Annotated in this window: 27 protein-coding genes and 1 rRNA gene; 20 read left to right on the top strand and 8 right to left on the bottom strand. The window is 39.0% G+C overall.

Going from position 1 to position 26,620, the window contains the following annotated elements:
• A 5S ribosomal RNA gene (gene rrf / locus H5118_RS19810) occupies positions 1-112 on the top strand; the annotation flags it as partial.
• A 972-nt stretch (positions 113-1,084) separates the two neighbouring features.
• On the opposite strand, the gene H5118_RS19815 is transcribed toward rrf, so the two are convergent.
• The 4 genes from H5118_RS19815 to hslR form a co-directional block, all read right to left on the bottom strand.
• Positions 1,085-2,206: a PepSY domain-containing protein gene (locus H5118_RS19815; RefSeq protein ID WP_182749874.1), complete on the bottom strand. Its 1,122-nt coding sequence runs from the start codon at positions 2,204-2,206 to the stop codon at positions 1,085-1,087.
• Between the two features lie 182 nt (positions 2,207-2,388).
• Positions 2,389-3,927 carry a phosphoenolpyruvate carboxykinase gene (locus H5118_RS19820; protein ID WP_076926092.1) on the bottom strand — a complete coding sequence of 513 codons (1,539 nt, stop codon included), beginning with the start codon at positions 3,925-3,927 and terminating at the stop codon, positions 2,389-2,391.
• Positions 3,928-4,194: 267 nt separating this feature from the next.
• Complete coding sequence (gene hslO, locus H5118_RS19825; RefSeq protein WP_076926093.1) at positions 4,195-5,040, bottom strand: Hsp33 family molecular chaperone HslO; 846 nt, start codon at positions 5,038-5,040, stop codon at positions 4,195-4,197.
• Positions 5,041-5,052: 12 nt separating this feature from the next.
• Positions 5,053-5,475 carry a ribosome-associated heat shock protein Hsp15 gene (gene hslR, locus H5118_RS19830; protein ID WP_024598238.1) on the bottom strand — a complete coding sequence of 141 codons (423 nt, stop codon included), beginning with the start codon at positions 5,473-5,475 and terminating at the stop codon, positions 5,053-5,055.
• Positions 5,476-5,685: 210 nt separating this feature from the next.
• On the opposite strand from hslR, the gene gspC reads away from it, so the two are divergent.
• From gspC to H5118_RS19895, 13 genes are all read left to right on the top strand, one after another.
• A complete protein-coding gene (gene gspC / locus H5118_RS19835; protein ID WP_024598237.1) occupies positions 5,686-6,627 on the top strand; it encodes a type II secretion system protein GspC in 942 nt (313 codons plus the stop codon).
• A 23-nt stretch (positions 6,628-6,650) separates the two neighbouring features.
• Positions 6,651-8,714 carry a type II secretion system secretin GspD gene (gene gspD, locus H5118_RS19840; RefSeq protein WP_182721261.1) on the top strand — a complete coding sequence of 688 codons (2,064 nt, stop codon included), beginning with the start codon at positions 6,651-6,653 and terminating at the stop codon, positions 8,712-8,714.
• The gene (gene gspE, locus H5118_RS19845) at positions 8,707-10,272 is read left to right on the top strand and encodes a type II secretion system ATPase GspE (RefSeq protein ID WP_002962032.1); all 1,566 of its coding nucleotides are present in this window, start codon (positions 8,707-8,709) and stop codon (positions 10,270-10,272) included. The genes gspD and gspE overlap by 8 nt, the downstream gene beginning before the upstream one ends.
• 2 nt (positions 10,273-10,274) lie before the next feature.
• A complete protein-coding gene (gspF, locus tag H5118_RS19850; RefSeq protein ID WP_002962033.1) occupies positions 10,275-11,510 on the top strand; it encodes a type II secretion system inner membrane protein GspF in 1,236 nt (411 codons plus the stop codon).
• An 81-nt stretch (positions 11,511-11,591) separates the two neighbouring features.
• The gene (gene gspG, locus H5118_RS19855; protein WP_002962036.1) at positions 11,592-12,014 is read left to right on the top strand and encodes a type II secretion system major pseudopilin GspG; all 423 of its coding nucleotides are present in this window, start codon (positions 11,592-11,594) and stop codon (positions 12,012-12,014) included.
• A gap of 49 nt (positions 12,015-12,063) precedes the next feature.
• Positions 12,064-12,651 carry a Tfp pilus assembly protein FimT/FimU gene (locus H5118_RS19860; protein ID WP_182692487.1) on the top strand — a complete coding sequence of 196 codons (588 nt, stop codon included), beginning with the start codon at positions 12,064-12,066 and terminating at the stop codon, positions 12,649-12,651.
• Positions 12,651-13,025 (top strand): type II secretion system minor pseudopilin GspI, encoded by a 375-nt coding sequence (gene gspI, locus H5118_RS19865; protein WP_002962039.1) that lies wholly within the window; start codon positions 12,651-12,653, stop codon positions 13,023-13,025. The genes H5118_RS19860 and gspI overlap by 1 nt, the downstream gene beginning before the upstream one ends.
• Positions 13,026-13,664, top strand: a complete 639-nt coding sequence (gspJ, locus tag H5118_RS19870; RefSeq protein WP_182749876.1) for a type II secretion system minor pseudopilin GspJ — start codon at positions 13,026-13,028, stop codon at positions 13,662-13,664.
• Positions 13,657-14,646, top strand: coding sequence for a type II secretion system minor pseudopilin GspK (gene gspK / locus H5118_RS19875; RefSeq protein ID WP_024596391.1), 990 nt, complete (start codon positions 13,657-13,659; stop codon positions 14,644-14,646). The genes gspJ and gspK overlap by 8 nt, the downstream gene beginning before the upstream one ends.
• Entirely contained in the window at positions 14,643-15,851 is a 1,209-nt protein-coding gene (gspL, locus tag H5118_RS19880; RefSeq protein ID WP_154904188.1) for a type II secretion system protein GspL, read from the top strand. The genes gspK and gspL overlap by 4 nt, the downstream gene beginning before the upstream one ends.
• Positions 15,848-16,321, top strand: a complete 474-nt coding sequence (gspM, locus tag H5118_RS19885) for a type II secretion system protein GspM (protein ID WP_024596393.1) — start codon at positions 15,848-15,850, stop codon at positions 16,319-16,321. The genes gspL and gspM overlap by 4 nt, the downstream gene beginning before the upstream one ends.
• Positions 16,322-16,324: 3 nt before the next feature.
• Positions 16,325-17,083, top strand: coding sequence for a type II secretion system protein N (locus H5118_RS19890; protein ID WP_182749878.1), 759 nt, complete (start codon positions 16,325-16,327; stop codon positions 17,081-17,083).
• A 22-nt stretch (positions 17,084-17,105) separates the two neighbouring features.
• A complete protein-coding gene (locus H5118_RS19895) occupies positions 17,106-17,693 on the top strand; it encodes a UPF0149 family protein (RefSeq protein WP_024596395.1) in 588 nt (195 codons plus the stop codon).
• 27 nt (positions 17,694-17,720) lie between these two features.
• Here H5118_RS19895 and H5118_RS19900 read toward each other — a convergent pair whose 3' ends face one another.
• Positions 17,721-17,927, bottom strand: a complete 207-nt coding sequence (locus H5118_RS19900) for a hypothetical protein (RefSeq protein ID WP_002962050.1) — start codon at positions 17,925-17,927, stop codon at positions 17,721-17,723.
• The gene (locus tag H5118_RS19905; RefSeq protein WP_182749880.1) at positions 17,927-18,286 is read right to left on the bottom strand and encodes a hypothetical protein; all 360 of its coding nucleotides are present in this window, start codon (positions 18,284-18,286) and stop codon (positions 17,927-17,929) included. Before H5118_RS19905 ends, H5118_RS19900 begins: the two co-directional genes overlap by 1 nt.
• A 288-nt stretch (positions 18,287-18,574) precedes the next feature.
• Between H5118_RS19905 and ccoG the strand changes: the two genes are divergently transcribed.
• The 4 genes from ccoG (at position 18,575) to H5118_RS19925 (ending at position 22,378) form a co-directional block, all read left to right on the top strand.
• Entirely contained in the window at positions 18,575-20,005 is a 1,431-nt protein-coding gene (gene ccoG, locus H5118_RS19910; RefSeq protein ID WP_002962052.1) for a cytochrome c oxidase accessory protein CcoG, read from the top strand.
• Positions 20,006-20,090: 85 nt separating this feature from the next.
• The gene (locus H5118_RS19915) at positions 20,091-21,065 is read left to right on the top strand and encodes a serine/threonine protein kinase (RefSeq protein WP_024596396.1); all 975 of its coding nucleotides are present in this window, start codon (positions 20,091-20,093) and stop codon (positions 21,063-21,065) included.
• Between the two features lie 34 nt (positions 21,066-21,099).
• Complete coding sequence (locus H5118_RS19920) at positions 21,100-21,723, top strand: thiol:disulfide interchange protein DsbA/DsbL (RefSeq protein ID WP_002962054.1); 624 nt, start codon at positions 21,100-21,102, stop codon at positions 21,721-21,723.
• Between the two features lie 16 nt (positions 21,724-21,739).
• Entirely contained in the window at positions 21,740-22,378 is a 639-nt protein-coding gene (locus H5118_RS19925) for a thiol:disulfide interchange protein DsbA/DsbL (protein ID WP_002962055.1), read from the top strand.
• A gap of 66 nt (positions 22,379-22,444) precedes the next feature.
• Here H5118_RS19925 and trmA read toward each other — a convergent pair whose 3' ends face one another.
• Positions 22,445-23,542, bottom strand: coding sequence for a tRNA (uridine(54)-C5)-methyltransferase TrmA (gene trmA / locus H5118_RS19930; RefSeq protein WP_182197434.1), 1,098 nt, complete (start codon positions 23,540-23,542; stop codon positions 22,445-22,447).
• A gap of 162 nt (positions 23,543-23,704) precedes the next feature.
• Between trmA and H5118_RS19935 the strand changes: the two genes are divergently transcribed.
• Positions 23,705-24,844, top strand: coding sequence for a DUF5610 domain-containing protein (locus H5118_RS19935; RefSeq protein WP_182197436.1), 1,140 nt, complete (start codon positions 23,705-23,707; stop codon positions 24,842-24,844).
• Positions 24,845-24,909: 65 nt separating this feature from the next.
• Positions 24,910-25,710 (top strand): glutamate racemase, encoded by an 801-nt coding sequence (murI, locus tag H5118_RS19940; protein WP_182749882.1) that lies wholly within the window; start codon positions 24,910-24,912, stop codon positions 25,708-25,710.
• Here the strand turns inward: murI and H5118_RS19945 are convergent.
• Complete coding sequence (locus tag H5118_RS19945) at positions 25,673-26,152, bottom strand: RNA-binding protein (protein WP_182749884.1); 480 nt, start codon at positions 26,150-26,152, stop codon at positions 25,673-25,675. The genes murI and H5118_RS19945 overlap by 38 nt on opposite strands.
• Positions 26,153-26,620 lie beyond the last annotated feature (468 nt).

Genomic DNA, 26,620 nt, shown 5'->3' on the forward strand with positions numbered 1-26,620 from the left:
GGTGACAATAGCGTTTTGGACCCACCTGACTCCATGCCGAACTCAGTAGTGAAACGAAACAGCGCCGATGATAGTGTAGCATTTGCTATGTGAAAGTAGGACATTACCAGGCTTCAAATTGTAGAAAGCCCGACTAGAAATAGTCGGGCTTTTTTACGTCTGCAGAAAAGTAAAATGTGCGCAATTATCATCCACTCACAGCAACACCCATCTCGTAGGTCGGGCGAGCGTAGCGACTCCCGACACAAAGAGAGTGTAGCATTTCACTGTGACTTTCTACCGCTGTGGGCACTACGACATTACCAGGCTTCAAATTGTAGAGACCCGTTACAGCAATGTGACGGGTTTTTTGCTATCTGGGATTTAATAAATAGCCAAGAACTCATGCCGAACTCAGTAGTGAAACGAAACAGCTCGAAGGCGAGCCCCGGCCAACGATAGTGTAGCATTTGCTATGTGACTTTCTACCGCTGTGGGCACTACGACACCACCAAGCTTCAAATTGTAGAGAGCCCGACTAGAAATAGCCGGGCCTTTTTACGTCTGCAGAAAAGTGAACTACGCGCAGTTAACACACACTCATATCAACATCATCACGCAGGTCGGGCGAGCGTATCGACTCCCGACGTCAAAAGCATAAAAAACCTCCGCTCGACAATGAGTGGTAGCATTTGTACTTTGGGTAAATAATACCAATTGGTTTAACATCTGACCTAATATAAAAGCGTTAATTATCTGGTCTTGTGATAAGTATTGAACATGACCTTTAAGCCTTTATATACGCTTTAGGTAGGTTACTGAAGAGATAAAAATAGAGGTTAATACAGAGGTTTACGCATAGAACTTAAACCTAATGGGCATGTGGTTTTTAAATAATAGTGTTCATGGAGTGCCTATCTAAACTTGCAGTATAAACTACCCTTCATTAATTGTTTTATAGCATGATAGGCGGTTAGGGGCTGCTTTAATTTCATATGTACTGAGCGTTATTAATTTTTAATCCTTAGATTAACGAAGGCCATATACTTTATATTAGAAAACTATCGACAAGACTTACTGAAAAGCAATTCATGTACTCCTTCAACTAAAGTTTATTTTGTATTCTCTTGGTTCTAACTAACCACCTATATACGCCGATAATGAACAATGCAGCAGATCCGAAGCCACTTAACACCCAAATGACTTTTAAAATGTTACCGCCAATGCTGCCGTCATGTAGAGGGTGCATCCAGTTTTTTATTTTACTAGCCGTACTTTGCTTATCTATATTAAACACGCTCTCTAACTTTCCTGTAAGTGCATTAACCTCTATATAGCTATGTGGAAAGCGATATGAAGGATCGTTTACAGTTTGAAATCTTAATCTGTAAATAGCATTTAAGTTTGATGGTGTTTCAATCCAAGCTAAACGCGCATTCGGTAATGCTTTTTCAGCTATTAATACCGCTTGTGATAAAGGAATATCGGTTTGTTTGCTCGGTTGAATTTGTGTTTTTGGTGGGGAGTTTATATCGCTAACTAGAGCGGTTAATATAGGATCTGTTTGTTTTGGAATAGCGAGCATAACACCTGTAACAGTTAAAGCTAGTAGCGGTATGCAGAAGGTTAAACCAATTAGTTTATGCCAGTCGTATAGCAAACCTATTTTAGAGCTACGAGATTTAAATTTTAGTGCCTTTACCCACTGCCCAGGCTTTGGAAACCAAGCAAAGAATCCAGAGATAAGAAGAACTATTGAGGCTATGCCTATATAGCCAACGACGAGAGTGCCCGTTGCTCCTGTTAGTAATGAAAAATGTAAGTTGTACATCCAAGTTACTAAGTATTTTCCCCAATAGTTTTTACGTATTACTTTATCGCTACTGCTAGATAGCCATACCATTAAGGGGGCAAAGCCTTGTTCTTTTGTTTCTGTTGGATTGTAGTATCGCGCGGGAATTACTGAGTTTATACCTGTGTTTTCTAATCGCCATGGCCCTTGCTTTGAAGGGAAATTGGCTCTTAGCGTATTATATGCTTGATCCCAATTAGGCGTTTTTATGTTTGTAGTAGCGTCATTTGCTGGATTTAGCAGTAAGTCTATTTGCGGATAGTAAACTAATATAGAGCCAGAAAGAGTGATAATAGTAAGTAAAACACCTACTGATAGGCCTAAGTATAAATGTAACCGCCTGAATGTTTTTCGCCATGAAAGCTTTAGTGTCATTAATTAAATAGCCGTAATGAGTAATGCAGGTTTATTGGGCATTAAGGAATGATTAATTACGCGGTATATTATATGGTTTTTGATATGAGTTGTGCGGCATTTTGTCGCACTTATTAAATTAGGTATTTAGAAAGTAAAACGCCAGCCCTTGGCTGGCGTTAAAATACAAGCTTGAAGCTTATTTAAGCTTTAGGCCCTGCATTTTTTATATCGTCTGATACGTCATACTTAGCAAAGTTTTCAGTGAAGTCAGCGGCTAGTTTTGCTGCATATTCATTGTACTTAGCTTTGTCTTCCCAAGTATTGATTGGGTTAAGTAAGTTAGTATCTACACCAGGAACGGCTACCGGTACATCTAGGTTTAAAACATCAATGTGCTGAGTTTCAACACCCGCTAATTTACCAGATACGATTGCATCAATTACTGCACGAGTAGTTGGAATATCAAAACGTTTACCTGTGCCGTAAGGGCCGCCAGTCCAACCTGTATTCACAAGGTACACTTTAGCGCCAAACTCGCGTACACGCTTCATAAGAAGCTCAGCGTAAACACCAGCAGGGCGTGGGAAGAATGGTGCGCCAAAACATGTCGAAAATGTTGATTCAATATCGCTAGTAGAGCCAATTTCAGTAGAGCCAACTTTAGCTGTGTATCCACTTAAAAAGTGAAAAGCAGCAGCTTCTTCGCTAAGTATAGAAACTGGTGGTAATACACCGCTTACATCACAAGTTAAAAATACAACAGCTTTTGGTTCGCCTGCGCGGTTTTCTACTTTACGTTTTTCAACGTGTTCAAGTGGATATGCTGCACGGCTATTTTGAGTAAGGCTAGTATCGTTAAAATCTGGAATGCCTTTTTCATCTAACACTACATTTTCTAAAATAGTGCCAAAGCGAATAGCATTCCAAATTACAGGCTCATTCTTTTGTGACAGGTCGATACACTTAGCATAACAACCGCCTTCAATATTAAACACGCTGCCAGGTGCCCAACCGTGTTCGTCATCACCAATTAAAAAGCGAGTTGGATCTGCTGAAAGCGTTGTTTTACCTGTACCAGATAAACCGAAGAACAATGCTGTATCGCCTGCTTCACCAACGTTAGCAGAGCAGTGCATTGGTAATACACCTTTTGCTGGTAGTAGGAAGTTTTGTACAGAAAACATCGATTTTTTCATTTCACCGGCGTAGCGCATACCTGCTAGTAATACTTTACGCTGTGCAAAGTTAATAATAACGGTGCCATCGCTATTTGTGCCATCACGTTCCGGCTCGCATACAAACGAAGGAACGTTCATTACTTGCCATTGTGGTAAGTTTGAGGCGTTATAGTTTTGTGGTTCGATAAACATGTTTTTGGCAAAAATATGGTGCCACGCTGTTTCTGTAGTTACGACTACAGGTAGATAATGCTCAGGGTCAGCGCCAACTTCTAGGTGAGAGGTGAAGTGGTCATTACTTTGAACATGTGCTTCTACGCGAGCCCATAAAGCGTCAAATTTGTCTGCATCAAATGGGCGGTTAACATTGCCCCATTGAATGTCATCTTGAGTTGTAGCTTCTTGTACAATAAAACGATCTTTTGGTGAACGACCAGTTCGTTTTCCTGTAATTGCAACAAAAGCACCATTTGCGGCTAAAGTACCTTCGCCACGGCGGATCGCATGCTCGACAAGTTCAGCTGCGGTTAAATCGACAAAACGTGTAGCGCCTGTAGTCATGTTTATACCTAACTATGTGTGAGAGTTTGAACGGATAGCTCTGGGGTTATCAGTGCCCTTAAACTGAAATTATAGTAACAGAAGGTTTTAAGATATTCGAGCCCGTAAAGCCTCTAAAAACACATATATTTAAGAAAAAACATGAATAATTTCAATGATACCGGTGTCATGAAATTAGCAGAAAAGATGACACCGGTATCATCTTTTTATAATATAAAACCGCATATTATGCGGCTTTAATTACTATATATAGATGAAACTGAATATTTAGTTGAAAATGCTTTTTATATCTTGTTCGTTAAAAACATACTCTTTTAAACAGTAATGACAGTTAATATTAACAGACCCTTTTTCGGTTACGTCTTTAAGTAGTTCTTCTTGTCCAATATTAACAAGTGCAGTAATTGTTTTATCACGACTACAACCGCATTTGAATTTAATCGCTTGAGGCTCAAATACACGAGGGTTATCTTCGTGGTAAAGACGTGTAAGGACTGTATTTGCATCAAGATGTAACAACTCTTCATCTTTAATGGTGTTACTTAATGCTTCTAAGTGCGCAAAGTCTTCAATTGATTTTTGTTTATCAACTGGGAGTACTTGTAAAAATAGACCACATGCTTTTGCGCTACCTTCAGTTGTGTCGGTTGCAAACCAAAGACGTGTCTTTAATTGCTCTGATTGCTCAAAGTAACTTTCTATACATTCACTCAGAGTATCGTGCTCTAAGGGCACTATACCTTGGTAACGTTCACCCTTACTTGGTGTAATAGTGATCACCATATAGCCTTGGCCAATAAGCTCTTTTACAGTTGTACCCGTAATTTCGCTTTGCAGGCGTGCAATACCACGCATGTTTTGTTTGTCATCACCATTTATAACAGCATATTTGACAGGGCCATCACCTTGAAGCTGTACTGCAATTTCACCTTCAAACTTTAAAGTTGCGGTTAGTAAACAGGTTGCAACAAGTAGCTCACCTAGTAATGCTTTAACAGGGTCAGGGTAATTGTGGTCGGCAATCATTTCATTATAAGCATTCTCGATTTGTACGAGTTCGCCACGAACATCTAGTTCGTTGAATAAATAACGGTGAAGTAAATCTTGTTGCATGAGTGGCTATACCTAACTTGATTTCATTTTTAAAAGTTCGCGTCTTTGCTTTTTATCTGGTTTTTTATCCGGATGAGGAGCAAAAAAACTGTTATTTTTGCGTGCGATGCTGTTTTCTTCGCGTTTAGCAATACTTGCATCAGATTCTTGATACATGGTCTGTGCAATGGGGGCGCTTTGACGTTTTTCAAGCACTGTGAGTATAGTTATCAGTTTTTCATCTACACCCTGAGCAAGTTTTACTTTTGCACCAACATCTACTATTTTGCTCGCTTTTGTACGTTGGCCATTATAATGTACTTTGCCGCCTTGCACCATTTCACGTGCAACAGCACGAGTTTTATAAAATCGTGCAGCCCATAACCATTTATCTAATCGAACTTTTAACTCATCTGCATGGTCTGAGTTGGTATTAGCATTACTTTTTTTACTCATAAGGCATTTCCCCACGTTTTTATAGCTTAAAATTTATCATGAAATCATCGTAGGATGAAGGTATTACAACAGCCGTTTACTTTTTGTACTACTATGTAAAGTTAATTTAATCTGTTTACAAAGTTTAATATTAGTGTGCTTGTTGAAAGAAAAATGAAAGGGTACTATGGGTACGCGCTAACGCAGTAAATTAAAATAAGAACACTATTTATGGAACAGCAAATCCAACAACTAAAACAATTTTTAACGCGGTTACCGCATGCTAAATTAAGTGCATTAGTGACACTGTTAGTTGTTGTTTATCTTGCATTTTTATTATCAAAGCTTGTCTGGCTTTTATGGCCGAAACCACCAGTAACTCTACTTACTCCTACTCATTATGCTAATCAGCCATCTGGTGCGAGTAATAACTCAGCGCAGCATATTATTGAGCAATTTTTATTTGGTAAAAAAACTGTAACAAACAACAATAATACTGCAAAACAATCGCAGGTTATAAATAATGCGCCAGAAACACGCCTAAGTATTAATTTAACCGGTATTGTAGCTGTTAATAATGATGACCAAGCAGGCATAGCAATTATTGAATCACAAGGTAAGCAAGTAAGCTACCTTGTTGAAGAAGTTGTACTTGGCACGCGCGCTGAAGTAGCGCAGATACTGCCTGATCGTGTTATTTTAGGTATTAATGGAGGTTTTGAAACATTAATGCTTGATGGGCTCGATTTTAGTAAAAAAGTATCTATGCCTGTACTCGCTGCGCGTGACGATGCCGAAATGGGTCCGCAAAAATTAGAGCCAAGTGAATTACAAATAGATGCTACTGCAGATCCAGACGTTAAAGAAGCAATTATAGAAACACGTGAAGAGTTACTCGAAGAACCGGGCAAGTTATTTGACTATATACGTGTTTCACAGGCTATGAATGATGGTGAACTAATTGGATATCGCTTAAGTCCAGGTAAAGAACCTGAACTGTTTAAGCAAATGGGATTAAAAAATAACGATTTGGCTATTTCTATAAATGGCTATCAATTAACAGATTTAAAACAGGCTATGTCAGCTATTAACGAGCTGCGTAATAGTACAGATGCCAATATCACTATAGAACGTGATGGTGAACAAATTGATGTGCAATTTAGTCTGCAATAATTTAGCTTTGGAGTTTTAATATAATGGTTCAGGTGCTACACCTCAAAAAAATTAAAAAAGGGTTAGCTAAGTACGCGGCACTTTTTTTGGCGGCAAGTATTTCTTTGTCTGTTTCTGCTGTTGAATATGCTGCTAACTTTAAAGGCACTGATATCAACGAGTTTATTAATATTGTTGGTAAAAATCTCAATAAAACAGTAATTATTGACCCTAACGTGCGCGGCAAAGTAAATGTTCGCAGTTATGAGTTAATGGACGAAGCGCTTTATTACCAGTTCTTCTTAAATGTATTGGAAGTTTATGGCTACTCAGCTGTTGAAATGGACAATGGCATAATTAAGATAGAAAAAAGTTCAGACGCCAAAAAATCAAATGTGCCACTTATTACCGAAGGTAACGAAGCTAGCGGCGATATGATGATTACACGTGTTGTACGTGTCAAAAATGTAAGCGTACAAGAACTAGGCCCTTTAGTTCGTCAATTTAGCGATCAAAAAGATGGCGGCCATGTTGCTAACTTTAATGCGGCTAACGTAATGATGTTAACGGGGCATGCTGCATCGGTTAATCGCTTAGTTGAGATTATTCGCTCTGTTGATCAGGCGGGTGATAAGCGTGTAGACATTGTTAAGCTTAAATATGCAACAGCAGATGATGTTGTCTCTGTGGTAGACAATATTTATAAAGACAGCGGCAAAGGCAGCGTACCTGAGTTTTTAATTCCAAAAGTAGTCGCAGATGGCCGAACTAATAGCGTTATTGTAAGTGGTGAAGGCCAAGCACGTACACGTGCCATAGAGCTTATTAAGCGCTTAGATGGCGAATTAGAAAGCCAAGGTAATACCAAAGTGTTTTACCTAAATTATGCTAAAGCTGAAGATTTAGTAAAAGTACTGCAAGGCGTAAGTAAGTCACTTGTTGAAGATGCACAAGGCGGTACCACTAAGACTCGTAGCAGAAGTAACAACGAAAGCAGTATAGAAGCTCACCCAGATTCAAACTCATTAATTATTACCGCACAGCCAGACACAATGCGATCACTTGAATCTGTAATTGAACGTCTTGATATTCGCCGTGCACAAGTACTTGTAGAAGCCATTATTATTGAAGTAATGGAAGGCGACGGGGTTAACTTAGGCCTGCAGTGGATTTCTGAGCAGGGCGGTATGTTGCAATTTAACAATGGTACTACGGTTCCCGTGGGTTCATTAGCTGTTGCTGCAGAGCAAGCACAAGATACAACCGTAACTAAAACTATCATTGGTACAGAAACTGGAACCGTTACTAGTTATGACGAAACGACTGAGGGTGATTATGATGCGCTTGCTTCATTGCTGAGTGGTATTAATGGTTTAGCGCTGGGCGTTGTTAAAAATGATTGGGGCGCAATTATTCAGGCTGTTGCCACTGATACAAATTCAAATATATTGGCTACCCCTTCTATTACTACAATGGATAACGAAGAAGCCTCTATTTTAGTCGGTCAAGAAGTGCCTATTATTACAGGCTCACAAACGGGCAGTAATAATGCTAACCCATTTCAAACAGTTGAGCGTCAAGAAGTCGGTATTAAACTGATAGTTACGCCACAGATTAACGATGGCTCTGCAGTACAACTTACTATTGAGCAAGAAGTATCGAGTGTAAGTGGTGCAACTGCTGTTGATATTTCAGTTAATAAACGTGCAATTAAAACAACGGTTATGGCCGATGATGGCGGTATGGTTGTACTTGGCGGTTTAATTGACGAAGACGTACAAGAAAGTGTTTCTAAGGTACCGTTATTAGGCGATATCCCTATTTTAGGTCACCTGTTTAGATCAACAAATACAACGCGCCGTAAGCGTAATCTTATTGTATTTATTCGCCCAACCATTATTCGTGATGGTGTAAGCATGAATAAGTTAAGCTTTAATAAATATAACTTTATTCGTGGTGAGCAGTTTAAACAAAAAGAAGATGGTATTGAGTTAATGCCAATGACTGATACGCCTATTTTACCTGAGTGGAATGACGAACTAGTACTTCCACCTACGTATGAAGAGTCTCTACGTAAACAAAATGCACAAGAGCGTAAAGATGACTAATGCGATTCAAGAGATAAACCAAGATGTGGTTCATCCTCAAACGCATAATCAGGATGAGCTATTAACGAGTGATGTGTTAGTTGAGTTACCAGCAAAGCGTTTGCCGTTTTCCTATGCAAGACGCGCAGGTGTGTTGCTTGGTAAAAACAAAGATCATCGTATAGTTTACTACCGTGGTGAGCTAGATGTTGAAGTACTATTAGAAGTACGCCGTATCGCAGGCCATGGTTTTACACTTGAGCAATTGGATGATGATAAATTTGAGCTATTGCTTGAAGCGTCATACCAACGTGATAGCTCTGAAACGCAACAAATGATGGAAGATATTGGCAACGAGGTTGATTTATTCTCACTTGCTGATGAGCTCCCGCAAACGGAAGATTTACTTGCTGGTGACGATGATGCGCCAATCATCAAGCTTATTAATGCCATGCTAAGTGAAGCGATTAAAGAAGGGGCTTCTGATATTCATATCGAAACCTTCGAGCAAGAGCTTGTTATTCGCTTTAGGGTCGATGGCGTGCTTAAAGAAGTACTTAAGCCTAATCGTAAACTTGCATCGTTACTTGTATCTCGTATTAAAGTAATGGCTAAGCTTGATATAGCTGAAAAACGTATTCCACAAGATGGTCGTATTAGCTTACGTATTGCAGGGCGTGCAGTTGATGTGCGTGTATCTACAATGCCATCGAGCTTTGGTGAGCGCGTAGTACTGCGTTTACTTGACAAAAACAACGCGCGCTTAAACCTTGAAGATTTAGGTATGACCGCAGAAAATCGCGCTTTGTTTTCAGATTTAATTAGTAAACCCCACGGCATTATTTTGGTAACAGGGCCAACGGGCTCTGGTAAAAGTACCACTCTATACGCTGGTATGAGCCAAATTAACTCACGCGATCGTAATATTCTTACCGTTGAAGATCCGATAGAGTACGAAATTCCAGGCATTGGGCAAACACAAGTTAATGCAAAAGTTGATATGACATTTGCACGTGGTTTACGTGCAATATTACGTCAAGATCCAGATGTAGTAATGGTGGGTGAAATACGCGACCTAGAAACTGCGCAAATTGGTGTTCAAGCGTCACTTACCGGTCACCTTGTTATGTCTACTTTGCATACAAATACCGCATCGGGTGCAATTACACGTATGGAAGATATGGGTGTTGAACCCTTCTTACTTTCATCGTCGTTACTCGGTGTGTTATCGCAACGCTTAGTACGTACGTTATGTAATACCTGTAAAGAAGGTCACACGGCTGATGAGCATGAATGCCAGCTGTTAGGGGTTCCTTTTGAAAGCCAACCGACAATCTATCGAGCGGTGGGGTGTGAAGAGTGTAACTTTAATGGTTACCGTGGTCGTACAGGTATTCATGAGTTACTTGTAGTTGATGAAACCATACGCGAAATGATTCACAACGGTAAAGGCGAGCAAAGCGTAGAAAAATACATTCGTAAGCGCAGCCCAAGTATTCGCCAAGATGGGTGTAGCCGTGTACTGGCAGGCAAAACAACGCTTGAAGAAGTATTGCGTGTTACCCGTGAGGAAGGTTAACTATGGCGGCGTTTGAATATCGTGCCTTAGATGGCCGAGGTAAAGAAAAAAAAGGCATTTTAGAAGCCGATACAGCTAAACAAATCCGCCAAACTTTACGTGATCAAAAACTAACGCCGCTTGAAGTTGTTCCTGCGGCGCAAAGTGATAAACAGGTCAAAGGCGAAAAAGCCCCTTTACTCGGTGGCTTTTTTAAGCCGACAATTTCAACCTCAGACCTAGCATTAATTACAAGGCAATTAGCAACACTTATTCAATCGGCACTTCCTGTTGAAGGCGCTGTTATGGCGGTTGCTGAGCAATGCGAAAAGCCGCGTTTAAAGCGGATGCTTATGTCGGTACGCTCAAAAGTAGTTGAAGGTTACACCCTTGCCGATGGTCTTAGTGAGTTTCCTCATGTTTTTGACGATTTATATCGTGCAATGGTAGCCGCAGGCGAAAAGTCGGGTCACCTTGACCAAGTACTTAATCGTTTAGCCGACTATACCGAGCAGCGCCAACATATGCGTAGCCAAATAACTCAGGCTATGGTTTACCCTATTATATTAGTGGTATTTGCAATTGGTATTGTGTCGGTATTACTGGGCACCGTAGTACCAAAAATATTAAAAACGTTTGAAAAAACGAAACAAGTACTTCCTTGGACAACCGAATGGGTTATGGCAGGCAGCCATTTTGTGCAAAATTATTGGTTTATTAGTTTAATAGCTATTACAGCTATAGCCATTGGTATTAAGCATGCACTTAAGCAGCCTAAAATACGTTTTTGGTGGGATGACCGAGTGCTACATATGCCAGGTATAGGTAAAGTGGCTCGTGGTATTAATACCGCACGTTTTGCGCGTACTTTAAGTATTTTATCGTCAAGCTCAGTACCATTACTTGAAGGAATGCGTATCTCGGGCGGCGTATTAATTAACGAAAAAATTAAAAAAGCGGTTGCAGATGCATCCGACAGAGTGAGTGAGGGTGCAAGCTTAAGAGCTGCACTTCAGCAAACTAAGTTGTTTCCACCAATGATGCTGCATATGATAGCAAGTGGTGAAAAATCAGGTGAACTAGAGCAAATGTTAGAGCGTGCTGCAAATAACCAAGATCGCGAATTTGAGAGCATGGTTAATGTATCGCTTAAACTACTAGAGCCTGCGATGATCGCCTCAATGGCGGTTATTGTATTATTTATAGTAATGGCAATATTGCAGCCAATAATGGCGATGAATAAAGCTGTTGGACTTTAAGTTAGAATAAATTTTTAAATATATTAGTGGTTTTACCTAAACCATTTTTACTTAATGTTTTTAGAATAATGAGGTAATTACGTGAATAAACAATCAGGTTTTTCTTTACTAGAAGTGATGGTGGTACTGGTTATCATCGGGATGATTATGTCAATTGTTGCACCTAACATTATGGGTCAGCAAGAAGAGGCTGCTATTGATAAAGCACATCTAGATATCCAGCAATTAGAAGATGCAATGAGCTTATACAAGCTTAAAAATAAGAGCTACCCAAGCACAGAGCAAGGTCTTGAAGCGCTAGTTACCCAAACAAGCATTGAACCGGTTCCAAAACGTTTCCCTGATGGTGGCTTTATTAATGAATTACCAGAAGATCCTTGGGGTAATACTTATCAGTTAATTAGCCCAGGTGAAATTGGCAAGTTTGATATTTTTTCTATGGGCCCAGACGGTGAAGCAGGTACTGATGACGATATCGGTAACTGGGACGAAGAAAAACAATAATGCCTAAGTACACCGTTCTGTATGAACATGTTAATGCTAGAGGCTTGCTATGAAAGCAAGCCTTAAGCAGCGCCATGCAAAAAGCAGAGGCTTTAGTTTAATAGAAATTTTAGTGGTATTAGTGATCATCGCTTTTGCCACCAAAATGGTGGTATATAGCTTAGAAGGCGGTGCTGAGGAGGAGTTAGATACTCAAGCACTAAGGCTGCATACCACCATTAATATGGCATCGGAATTTGCTATTTTAAACCAAGTTGAATTGGGCTTATTAGTAGAAGAAAATACATTAGAGTATTTAGTTTTCGATGGTGAAAAGTGGATTACTTTTGACCGTGAAAATCTTTTTAAACCAATAGAATTAGATGAAAGATTAAAGCTCACGCTTAACTTAGAAGATTTAGCGTGGGCGCAAGATAACCTCTTAGAGCAATCTAACTGGCGCGAGCTTATGAGTGGCGGCGATGAAGACAGTTTACTTGAGCTTAAAAAGTTAAAAATACCACAAGTACTTATTTTGTCATCAGGTGAGGTAAGCGCGTTTCAACTTGTATTAGAGTTAAAAGAGCAAAGCGAACCTGTGTATTACATTGAAGGTGAATTTACTGCACCAGTAAACTTTCGCCGAGAGCCAGAATAATGAAGCGCACTAAAGGGTTTACCTTATTAGAGGTGTTAGTGGCATTAAGTATTTGTGCCATGGCGGGTATAGCTGCAATGCAAGCAACAAGCGAGCATATTCACCACTTAACGACTATTGAAGAGCAAACCTATGCATCTTGGGTCGCCGAAAACGTTATTATTGAACAGCGTACTAAAGGCGAACAATGGCAAGGTAAAAATAACCTTAAAGGCAGCGAAGTAATGGGCGGTGTTGAATGGTTTTGGCAGCAAGAAGTTACAGCCACAGCTGACAAAAGCTTTGTAAAACTAACCATAAATGTTTTTACGGATGAAAAATATGAGCATTCAGCATATGAGTTATCAACGTATTTAAATAAAGGCAAAAAGTAAGTGAAGCAGCGCGGGTTTACATTACTTGAAGTTATGGTTGCACTGGGTATTTTAGCTTTTGTTATTATTGCTACTCATCAAATACTCGAGACGACAACAAGAGCAAAAGATGCCTCCGATGAAAAGATTGCTGAGCTAAATGGATTGCAAACAACATTTAGATTAATGGATCAAGATTTTAGCCAAATGACCAAACGCTCAGTTCGCAATGAGTCGGGTGATGTTCAAGAACAATATTTACTTGCTGGTCGTTACGTTTTAGAAAGCCAATACGATGGTATTGCGTTTGTACGAGATGGCTGGGTAAATCCAATTAATTTATTGCCACGTTCAGAACTACAAGCCGTTGGTTATAGAGTGATAGACGATAACCTTGAGCGTGTTTATCGGGTTTATGTTGATCAGCTTGATAATATGGAGCCGCGAGTTCAACGTGTGCTAGAGAATGTTGAAGAACTTAAGTTTGAGTTTTTAGATGATAAAAACGAATGGCAAGAACAGTGGGAAATTAAAGCCCTCCCTAAAGCGGTTGCTGTTACGTTGCAACAAATAGAAGCAGAGCCAATTCGTCGTGTATTTTTAGTTCCTGGGCAAGGCAAAGTTGTTGCTACACAAACTACGGATGTGAATAATGGTTAAGCAGCAATCATCGCGCGGTGCAGCACTTGTTATTGTTTTGTTTATTGTGGCATTAGCGGCTATTTTAGCAGTAGAAATGAGTGCTAATTTAATGGTTCAAGTGCAAAAAAGTACAAACTTGCAAGGTCACCAACAAGCTAAATGGTACGCCTACGGTGCAGAAGAGCTTGCTATTAAAGGGCTAATACAAAGCAAAAAAGATGATGCCGATAAAACAACACTCGATCAAGTGTGGGCAACTCAAGGAGATGCTTCATACCCTGTTGATAACGGCACGTTAAGTGGCAAAATTACAGATTTACAAGCATGTTTAAATTTAAATGCTTTAGCCATAGCGCCAGAAGAAAATAGCGCAAGTAAAACAAACCCTGCACACAAAGCACTCTTTGCATTACTTGAAAACATTGAAGATTTACCTGCTGACGAATCAGAAGAGACGATGGCAGATAGTGTATTTGATTGGCTTGATGAGAACAGTATTACGTATCGCTCAGGTGCAGAAGAAGACGAATATTTATCACGAGATTTTCCGTATATGACAGCCAATAGTTTATTTGCATCAACATCGGAGCTGCGTTTAGTTAAGGGCTTTAACCCATTAGTGATGGAAAAAGTATTGCCATATGTATGCGTAATACCAGGCAGTACGCTTTTATCAATTAACGTAAATACATTATTGCCAGAGCAAGCGCTCATACTCAGTGCCTTGATAGAAAGCTTAAGCTTATCTGGCGCAGAAGCGGTGTTAGGCGCAAGACCGCAAACTGGCTTTGACACCATCGATGAATTTTTTGAACAGGTGAAGCAGCAAGGCGGTACTAATACTGACTCAATAAAAAGTCTATTTAGTATTAAAAGCGAATATTTTAAATTACAAACGCAGGCAAACTTTGTCGACCTGCGTTTTTCGATGACCACATTACTGCACGCTAAAGATGGCGACGTAACGATACTGGCGCGAAAATTTGGAGGCGTACAGTGACAGAAATACTGTTGATCCGCACGGGTCAAACCGAACAAGAATTACTTAACTGGTTAATTTACTCACCACAAGAACAAGAAATAATAGCCAGTGGCGAGTTACCAAATGCAGAGCATTTAAGTGAGCTAAGCGAAAAAGCACTTACCCGAGAAGTTGTCGTGTTATTACCCAGTGATCAAGTGCAATTAAAAACGGTCGCTTTGCCAACAAAATGGAATCGCAAGCTTGAGCAAGCATTGCCATACATGCTTGAAGAAGATATAGCATGTGACGTAGATGAACTGTTTATAGCTGTAGCGCAGCCGACAATGCTTGGTGAGCAACATGCAATTCGTGTAGCAATGACAGACCGTGAATGGTTTGAACAATGGCTTGCATTATTTGCTGAGCATAATCTATCAGTATACAGAATATTACCCGATGCTTTGTTGCTACCGCTTGCAGATGATGGCGCCGTAACTGCTATTGAGCTCAACAACCAATGGTTGTTTAAGCAAGGGCAATGGCATATTAGTGCGGTTGAATCTAGTTGGTTGAATGGCTATTTATCAGCCATGGGTAACCCCGACATTAAACATTTTAGTCCTGCTAATCAGTTTCCTGAAAGCGTTAACTTACAAGCCCAAACAAGCGATTACGACTTACCTTTAGCATTATTTGCAAAACAGTTAGATAGCGTTAATTTTAACTTACGCCAAGGTATGTATCAGCTTAAAAAACAAAGCGCTTTGTGGTGGGGTTACTGGAAAGGCGCCGCAATTATAGCAAGTGTTGCATTGGTTTCTACAATTACAATAAAAGCCATTGAGTTACACCAACTTAATACACAAGTAGAAGTAGCTAAAGCTCAAGTAGTCGACAGATATCAAAAAGCATTTCCGGGAACTAAAGTTCGCCCTAATCTAATTAAAAGCCAAATTAAAGGCGCGTTAGATAAAATACAAGGCTCAAGTGAATCCGGCTTTTTAGACTTAACGACTAATTTGGTTGATGTATTTTCGCAAGTCAGCGAATTTACACCTGAAACACTTCGTTATGACAAACGTCGTAATGAGCTGCGAATTCGTGCACGGGCTAAAGACTTCCAAACTTTTGGTAAAGTAAAAATCATACTTGAAAAGCAAGGTTTAACTGTTGAGCAAGGGTCTTTAAATAATGACGGTGATTATGTCGTAGGCGAAATTAAACTGCGAGGTGCAGTATGAAAAAGCAGTTAATGAAACAGTGGCGTTCGCTTAAAGAGCAAGAACAACAATTGGTAATGGTCGCTGGTGGCGTGTTTATTATTTTTGTTTTAGTAATGGGGATATTTAGGCCATTAAATAACGCGATAGAAAAAGCACAGCAATCTCAAATTAAACAACAAGAGCTATTAGCTTGGGTTGATGACAGTATTGTTAAGCTAAAGGCTGCAGGCAACACCAGTGTTGCTAGCAATACAAACTTAAGCCAAGTGGTAAACTCTACTCGTGGACGCTATAAAATCAATATTAGTAAAATGCAGCCCAGTAGTGATTCACTTCGTTTGACGCTTGACTCAGTAGAGTTTAATCAGTTAATAGAATGGCTAGATGAGCTAGTAAATCAGCATGGTTTAAAAATTGAAAATTTAGATTTAAGTCGCGATGATAAATCAGGCTATGTGCGCGTAAGCCGTTTAGTATTAGAGAATTAATTAATGAAAAAAATAATAACGTTATCGGCTGTCTTTTTAATTAGTTTTATTGTGTTTTGTATTATTAAATTACCAGCACATATTGCACTAGATATAGCAAAACCGTACTTTCCAAAGCAATTAGAAGTAGGCCAAACTGTAGGCACTGTTTGGCAAGGTCAAATGATGCAAGTTCGTTTTGATGGTGAACAGTTAAATAATGTGCGCTGGGATATTGCAGGCTGGAAATTATTTACAGGCAAACTAAATGCGAACATAAAATTTGGTAATCCACGAGAACGCAGTGATATTTCGGGTTACGCAGATGTAAGTTATGGGTTTTTTAATAAAAAAGTAATAGTGACTGACGCCCTAGTACGCTCAACTGTAGAGCGTGCAATGCAACGTGTGCAACTTCCTCTGCCTGTTACCGCTAAAGGGCGTGTGATATTAGAACTTGATGAATACAGCTCAGGCGCACCTTATTGTGATTCACTAAAAGGTGAAATAGCGAGCCCTGATATTGATGTTCAAGGTTTAAATGGATGGTTTAATATTGGACCTCTAGCTGGTAAGTTAAGCTGTAAGTCGGGTGATGTTGCTATATTAATTGACCCAGATAATACGCTTGGCCTTGAGGCAGATGCTACACTTAAAGCTAATTTCGATTTTAGAGTGGCAGGTTATGTAAAACCAGATGCCAGCTTACCTAAAGATGTACATGATGCGGTTAAGTTTTTAGGCCGACCAGATAACCAAGGTCGCTACCCGCTCAACTTTTAATGTTTTAATATAAAGAGTTTTAATGCAAATACCCCAATTTACTGAGTTGCATGCAAAGCAGCTCAGCTCATTTTTAAATACCCAATCTCAAGCAATGACCCTTGTACAAAGCCAAGGCTATTTATTTGGTGTAATTTGTTCGCCCAACCCATTAGATGTACATGAGTGGCTTGAGCAGATATTGCCAAACACAGCTAATGATTTAGATGAAGAAATGCTTTTTTTGTTTATGGCGCTTTATCACAAAATTAGTGAGCAGGTGTTCGAAACTGGATATAAATTACCAGACACATTTGATGCTGAATTTTGTAAGTCGTGGAGTAAAGGCTTCTTAGTTGCAACGAAAGCTTATGCAGAACCTTTGTTAAATGCACCGCAATTAGACGTTGATTTTAAACAAGCATTAGAAAGTGCGTTAAGCACACTAAGCTTTTTTGCACTCGACCAACTAGCAATAGCTCAGATTGCCAAACAAAATAACATGACAATAGAAGCTTTGTGTCAGTATCAGTATGAATCTATGGGTGACTTTGCATTAGGGTTTGCTGAACTAATTGAAGTGGTCGCAATTAATAGCGGCTTGATAACCGACGAGAGTTGGGAAGAGTAATTATTAATACTAGGCGCTTGGTTTAATCTAAGTGCCTAGCTCTAATATAATATCCGTACAGCCTTGTTTGCACTTTACTATGCCTTTACCAGGCTCGCTGGTGGCTAAATCAAGTGTTAAAACCCCATTACACTTCTCACACTTTAATGTTTTGCCTTGCGCTAATTGCTTGAGCATATTGCGCTGCTTATGAAATGAGTCGCTTGCTTTTTTATTTAATCCTGAAAAATCCACTACTTTGCTCGCTTTTGCTCTAATGCTTCAGTCACTATTTTACATACCGTATTTAAACGGTCGTCATAAAAATAAAGGTTTAAGTCACGCTCACGACAATAGCGTAGGTGAAATAACTGAACAGAGTCATCTGTTGTAAACGTTTTTTCTACATACTCACCTTCAGATTCAGATAGTTTAAGTTGACTGTTGATCCTATTTTTAGCCATATTTGCAGCGGGGCTTCTGTTGACCTTGCTTGCATCACTTAAAAAGCCGATGCCTTCACCTAGTAACCTTTCGCGAGGTTCTTTTATAAGTGGGTGATCGATTGTAAAAAAGGCAAGGATCACAACTACCAAAATAATAAATTTTTTCATGAATACGTAAACCTTGATCTAAGTAGGGTTGAATTACCATGCAGTGTAATAAACTGCATTTTAAAAGCAAGTAACTGGGATGAATAAATTATTAGCAATCTATGCCAGTAATTTTAACCAACATTGTTATAATGGTTAACAGCAGTCAGATATTTCTGAAATATCTGAAAGTATTCGAGAAGGCAATTTATTAAAGTAAATATGCCTAGCAAGTAACTTGCTAACTTTAAGTATAGAGTACTTGAGTATTGCTGGATTTTTATTTCCAAGCGGCGTTGAGGAACTTCGATGGACAAGCAAATTAAAGTAAAGAATATCCCTGTAGAGGTGAAAATCCAAAAACCGGATTTAAGCCGTCAAGATGATAGGTTCAATCCCCGAAATCGTATTTATGTGCGTGCTGTAAAAGGCCTACATCAATTACTTAGACAGCGCATTGGCTTCTTAGGCCTACTTGCGTTTATGTTACTACCTTGGATTAATTTTAATGGCCAGCAAGCTGTGCTGTTTGATCTAATTGGTCAAAAATACAATATTTTTGGTTTAACGCTATGGCCTCAAGATTTTACTATATTAGCGTTTATCTTTATGTTGGCAGCATTTGCGTTATTTTTAGTGACCACCTTCTATGGACGGGTGTGGTGTGGCTACACATGTCCGCAAACTGTTTGGACTTTTATTTTTATTTGGTTCGAAGAAAAGCTTGAAGGCACGGCTAATCAACGTAAAAAGCTCGATCAACGACCCATGAATTTTGATAAGTTTTGGCGTAAGACGGCAAAGCATACTAGTTGGGTATTGTTTTCGTTGTATACCGCTATTTCTTTTGTGGGTTACTTTACGCCAATAAGGGAGTTACTCCCTGACTTTGTAACGTTTGATGTAGGCGGTTATGCACTAGTCAGTATTATTTTCTTTGCTGCATGTACTTATGGTAATGCCGGTTGGATGCGAGAAATTATGTGTTTACACATCTGTCCTTACTCTCGTTTTCAATCAGCTATGTTTGATAAAGACACATACACCGTAACGTACGACGAAAGCCGAGGTGAAAGCCGTGGTCCTCGTTCACGTAAAGTAGATCATAAAGATTTAGAACTAGGCGACTGTATAGACTGTAACTTGTGCGTTCAAGTATGCCCAACAGGTATTGATATTAGAAATGGGCTACAAGCTGAGTGTATCAACTGTGGTGCATGTATTGATGCGTGTGATGGCGTAATGGATAAAATGGAATACCCGCGTGGGCTTATTTCATATACGACAGAGCGAAATCTCGAAACCCCAGAAAATAAAACGAATCCACTGCGAGCTAAAATTATTGGTTACACGGTCATACTTGTTGTGCTTACGGGAGCGCTTGTCGCTAATATAGCACTGCGTAAAACAATGGACTTTGATATTATTCGTGACCGAAACCAATTATATCGTGTCGATTTTGATGGTTTAGTAGAGAACACCTATACATTAAAGGTAATTAATAAAGCGCAGTACGAGCAAACCTTTAATATTAAAGTACAAGGGTTAGATAACTTTAAGTATATTGGTAAGCAGTCATTTACTGTGCAGGCAGGGGAATCTCATAACGTGCCATTGTCACTTGTAATGGACCCTTATGATTTGAAGGCGCCGATGACTGAGTTTAACTTTGTGCTTTCACCGGTAGATGAGCCGGATGAGACAATATCGCAGTCGAGTAACTTTTTTAAAGCGCGATAATCGCAACTTACCTTAATTAGGTAAGTTGATATAGCAATTAACAAAAGCGGGTATATAACCCGCTTTTATTTTATATAAGAAGAGTATGAGTAAATTTAGTTTTATTGACTTAACACCTGATCTAATACTCGATGCAATAGAAAGCGTAGGTGTGTACGCCGAATCTGGTTTATTGGCGCTCAATAGCTATGAGAACAGAGTGTACCAATTTAAAGCGGATGATGGCCTGCGTTACGTAGTGAAGTTTTATCGCCCAGAGCGCTGGAGTAAAGAGCAAATTCAAGAAGAGCATGACTTTGCATTTGAACTAGCGGATGCAGAAGTACCCGTTGTTGCCCCTATTTTATATAATGGACAAAGCTTATTTGAACACGAAGGGTATTTGTTTGTGTTGTTTCCAAGTGTAGGCGGGCGTTTATTTGAGGTTGATAATTTAGATCAGCTTGATGTAATGGGGCGATTGATTGGCCGTATGCACCAAGTAGCTAAAACAAAACCTTTTACTTACAGGCCAACAGTTACCTGCGAGGAGTATTTGCATACAGCCAAAGTTCATCTTCAAAAAAGTAACTTAGTGCCCATGGGAATAAATACTGCCTTTTATACTATTTTAGATTTAGTGATAGAGCAGGCGCAAAAACAGTATAAAGATGTGCAAAGTATTCGCTTACATGGTGACTGCCACGTTGGTAATATTTTATGGGCAGGTGATGCGCTAATGTTTGTTGATTTAGATGACAGCCGCCAAGGTCCTGCAATCCAAGATTTATGGATGATGCTCAGTGGCGATAGAGCGACGCAACTGTTACAGTTAGACACCCTTGTAAATGCGTATGAAGAGTTTTGTGATTTTGATCACTCTCAACTCAAATTAATTGAACCGCTGCGAGCAATGCGTATTATTCATTATATGGGATGGGTAGCTAAACGATGGAGTGATCCTGCTTTTGTGCGGAACTTTACATGGTTTGCTGATGACAAATACTGGGAGCAACAAATTTTAGCACTGAAAGAGCAACTTGCAGCATTGCAAGAAGCACCGTTAAAGTTATTGCCGTAATATTTTATTTAAAGACAAGTACAACGAGATACAAATGCTTAAAAAATTAAAACTGAGTTTATTACTTTTATGTTTACCATTTGCAGCACTTGCTGCACAGTTTGAAGTTGATAATCAATACACTGTTATAGATGTAGACAAAAGCAAGTCACCGCAAGTAACCGAGTTTTTCTCATTTTACTGTCCACATTGCTTTAAGTTTGAACCAGTAGCAAAAGCAATTGAAAAAGGCTTGCCAGAAGGCGCTGAGTTTATTAAAAACCACGTTAACTTTTTAGGTGGCGTGTCACCACAAGCACAAAGTAATTTAAGCTTTGCCTACTTAATTGCTAAGCAGCATGGTCAGGCGCAAAGTATTAGCGATCAAATTTTTAAAAGTATCCATGTTCAACGTGCACCATTAACTGAAATGAAAGACGTTAAAAAATTACTTGAAGTAAATGGTATTGATAGCGCAACATTTGATCAAGAGATTGCAAGCATGCCTGTTATTTCAGCTGAGCAAGCAATGCAAAACAAACAGAATAAATATTCAAAATTAGGCGCACTTACAGGTGTACCTACTTTTATTGTTAACGATAAATATAAAATAAACCTCAACACCATCAAAAATCAAAAAGAACTTGATGAGTTAGTAGCGTTTTTATTAGCACTATAAATTTCGGAGCATAATAATGATTAAATTAGTTAAAGCAGGTTTGCTTGCAATATTACTTCCTATGGCAGCAACAAGCTTTGCAGCAACGTATGAAGAAGGCGTGCATTACGACGTAGTTTCTGAGCGTGCAACTAAAAAGCCAGAGGTTAAAGAGTTCTTCTCATTTTACTGCCCTGCATGTAATAACATGGAAGCACTAATTGGTGAGTTTAAGCCTAAGCTTGATAAAAACGTTAAATTTAAAAAGAGCCATGTTGATTTTGTAGGTGTACGTGACCCAGAAAACCAACAGATGATGAGCCAAGCACTGGCGACAGCTGAAGTGCTTCCACAAAAAGATCAGATTATTTCTGCAATCTTTAATCATATCCATACAAAGCGCGCTAAATTTAATGAGCTTGCAGATGTAAAAGATATATTTGTAGCGCAGGGCGTTGATGGTGATAAGTTTGATAAGCTGTTTAAAAGCTTCTCGGTACGTACGCTGAGCTCTAAAATGAAACGCGACCAAGACTACTTTAAAGAAAAAGGCGCACTACGTGGCGTACCTACCTTTATTGTAAATGGTAAGTACAAATTAAACCTAGGTCGTGAGTCGGGTATTACTAAACCTGAAGACATTAGCAAATTAATAAATTACTTAGCTAACAAGTAAGTTTAGCTAAAACAAAAAAAAGCTCCTTAAGGAGCTTTTTTTATGGGTAACGTTTACTGAACGTATTTATTTGCGCTGTAAGAAAACGCCCGACTCAATGTGATGCGTATAAGGGAACTGATCAAATATAGCAAAGCGCTTAACGTTATGCGTACGTGTTAAGTGATCAAGGTCACGCTCAAGAGTTTCAGGATTACAGGATATATAAATTATGCTTTCGTAGTTAGCCACTAAGTCACACGTTAATTCATCCATGCCCGCGCGTGGTGGATCAACTAATATGGTTTGGCAGTCATAGCTTTTTAAATCAATACCATCTAAACGAGAGAAAGTACGCTCGCCATTCATTGCTTGAGTAAACTCTTCACTAGACATACGAATAATATCTAAGTTCTCTACGTTGTTTTTAGCAATGTTGTATTGAGCAGAGTGAACAGATGATTTTGATATTTCCGTCGCTAATACTTTATTAAAAGAACCTGCTAATGCAATTGAAAAGTTACCGTTACCACAATACAATTCTAGTAAATCATTTTTAAGTGGTTTACATAAATCTTGTGCCCACTCCAGCATATTAATATTTACTTTTGCATTAGGCTGAGTAAAGCTATTTTCTACTTGTTGATAAATAAGCTCTTGCCCATTAACTGTTAAACGTTCAGTTACAAAGTCATCACCTAGTACTTCTTTTTGTTTGCGAGCACGACCTATAAAGTCAATTTTGTATTTACTGCTAAGCTTTTCTTTCAGTGCTTTAATTTCACTTAACCATTCATCATCCAGTGGTTTGTGATAAAGCAAGCTTACTAAAATTTCACCGCTTAGCGTTGATAGGTAATCGATTTGAAATAACTTACGGCGTAATATTTCACAAGGCTTAAGATTTTCAATCATCACCTGCATTATTTCACCTACTAGAGGCGCTGCTGGGTCAAATGTATCAACACGGATTTTTTCTTTTGTTTGTTGATCAAACATAATGTGAAACAGATCATCACCGTCGTGCCATACTCTAAATTCAGCACGTTGGCGGTAGTTAGTTGGCTCTGAGCTAAATACTTCTAATTGCTCCACACCAAAACGTTGAAACTGCGTACTAATTCGCTGCTCTTTTTCACTTAACTGCGCTTGGTACTGTGTGGTATCTATTTTAATAACTGCCATTAACGCTACTACCTTATCTAAGATCTGTTTATCGGCGCTATTGTAGGGAGCGCTGCGTATTTGTCTAGTTTTGGCTAGCATTTATGCTGTTTTATTGAACATTATACTTTAGTTTTTGTTGTTATAGCCGATAATAAACTACGCACGCTTAGGAGACGAATCATGAAAATAGGTAATTATGGCTTTACGCCAAACAACAACATCAATAAATTCAATAATAAAGCTGATATACAGCAACCTACAATTACGTCTCCTCAAGATAGCTATCAACAACGAGGCCGAGAGTTGGCCGCAAAGGTGCTTGGCGATAAAATGGCTGAGCAGCTTGGATTACCTATCGCAGAAAAAAAAGCAGATAAACCACTATTTGATTTTGATGAAATAGTAAAAAACGTACTCGATTTTGTAAGTAGTGCTGTAAATAAAGCAAAAGCTAACGGCGCTGATGACGAAAAGCTCAAAGATATGCTAGGCGATGCGCGCAAAGGAGTCCAAATAGGGATTGATGACGCTGTTGATGAACTCAAAGGTACAGGCGTATTTAATGATGACATGGAAGAGGGCATTAATAAGTCCAAAGAGGGAATTTACAATGGGCTGGATAAGTTTGAAGAGTCGTTATTTAACCCACAACCTGCCAGCGTAAATATAAGCCAGGCCCAATACGTCAGTATGACGAGTAATGCAGAGTATAAATTTACTACAGCAGAAGGCGATGAGGTAAGTATTAGCTTTGCTGATGCATTTGAATCTCAATCGGCAAGTGGCTATCAGCAAAATAGTAATAGTGAGTCGTTTGCAAGCTCATCATCGCAATCTCGACAGGTATCATTTTCGATGTCGGTAAATGGTGACTTAAACGAGCAAGAGCAAGAAGCTATTAATGCGATGATGGAAGACTTACAAGATTTAAGTAAAACCTTTTTTGGTGGTGATTTAGATGAAGCATTTGAACAAGCGCAAGAGCTGAGTTTAGACAGCGATCAGCTGGTGGCTTTTTCTATGGATTTACGCCAAACAAAAACAATAGCAACAGTTAAAAGCTATGAAGAATATAAACCAGCACCAGAAAAACAAGTAGCAGAGGGGTTAGCCCCTTTTAATGACGACCTTAAAAATGCTTTTGAAAAAGCGGGTGAGCTTGGATTACAAAATCAGCTAGCTGGCATTCTCCAATGGTTAAATCAAGATCAGGAACAAATAGATAAGTTAGTAGATTATACAAAGTCTATGTTCGAAAACCTTAATCAGTTAAATTCAGCAGCCGACAGGCTTACTGATTTAGAAGCCACGCAAAGTTAAACTACTTTCTTTTATAAAAACCTCATGGCAAACTGCCGATCTTAAAGTAAAGTAGGAACGGTAGTTTGTCAGCGCATATAATGGTCTTTGATTCAGGTATTGGTGGAACTACTGTACTTGAACATATCAAGCAAAGTATCCCCAATGCTCAGTACAGCTATTTTATGGATAATGCATTACTACCTTATGGTGCTCAATCCCAACAAACTATAATTAACCGATTATGTTCACTTATTCATTTCATCAAAGCTAACACGCTTAACGTCGATTTAATTGTAATAGCGTGTAATACAGCTTCTACATCTGCACTCAGCGCTGTTCGCCAAATTACGGATATTCCTATTGTAGGTGTTGTGCCAGCAATAAAGCCTGCAGCAGAGTTAACACGTTCAAATCATATTGGCTTGTTAGCCACGCCGGCAACGGTCGCCAGTTCATACACAAAAACATTAATTGCTGAACATGCACGTAATGTAATCGTTAACCTTTATAGCAGTGTTGAATTAGTAACGTTAGCTGAGGAATGCTTTTTTACAGGCTCTTTAGATACAACTAAGTTGTATCAAGTACTCGATGAACTACATATAGATAAAACTATAGATGTACTTGTACTAGGGTGTACGCACTTTCCGATATTAGCAGGGCCGATTAGTCAGTACTTTGAAGGGAATGTAAAATTACTTGATTCAGGTGTAGCGATAGCAAATAGAGTCAACTTCCTACTTAACCAACTTAACTTATGTATGGATAAACAAACAGACATAAAAAAGCCGCTGCAATATTATGCAACGGCTGATGTGTTTAGCAATAAGCTAGCGGTAAAGCTAGTTACACTGACTGATCCGTCTCAGTACGTAGAGCATTAGAATCATCTTCTTGTTTTTGTTTTGCTTCTCGTACCTTTAAAGTACGTTGTTGGAACTCGCTATCGTTCAAGTGAGCAATTGCATTGTCTGCATCAGCTTGCGCCATTTCAACAAAACCAAAGCCACGACGTTTGCCAGTATTCTTATCCTTTAATAAACGAACATTGAATACTTTGCCTTGTTCTTCAAATAATGCACGAACCACACCTTCGTTTGCACGATAAGGAAGGTTACCAACATAAAGCGTTTTTGTTTTAACTTCAGCTTCTTCAGTCACATCAGATGATATTGCAGCAATAGCAATCGCACCAATTAATAAACCAGCACCAAATAGTAATGCAGGGTTTAAAGCTAAGCCGCCTAAAGCAAACTCAACAACAACAAAACCAACTACAGCAAGAATAACAGAGAAGATAAAAGATTTTTGATCGGGTAATTTCATTTTAGATCTACCAATAAACAGGAAATAAACATTAATTTAACATTGTGAACTTGCTATCTTAACGCCTAAATCAAACATAGCAATGATATTTGTATTAAATAATAAATAAGAGCATAAAAAAGCATCATCTTAGAGGGGTTTTCATGTGGTTTTACGTGGTTTTGTTCTATTTTTGTTCGAACAGTAAAAAGATCTAAAAAAAGGGTTGATCTGTTTTTGGATCTCCCTATAATGCGACCCCACTGAGACGGGAAACGCCAACGCATAGCGAGGCACGAACTACTCAGAGAGTTAAATAAAACTTCGGTTTTAAATCTTCCAAAAGAAAATTTAAAACAAAGTATTGACTCGAAAAATAAAGGGTGTATTATTCGCATCCCTTGAGACGCTAAAGCGACTCAAAACGTTCTTTAACAATATAAAGCAATCATCTGTGTGGGCACTCGTACAGATTGAGTTCTAACAGCC

The sequence above is a fragment of the Pseudoalteromonas sp. SR41-1 genome, from assembly GCF_014164015.1.
In the GTDB taxonomy this organism is placed as follows: Bacteria; Pseudomonadota; Gammaproteobacteria; order Enterobacterales; family Alteromonadaceae; genus Pseudoalteromonas; species Pseudoalteromonas distincta.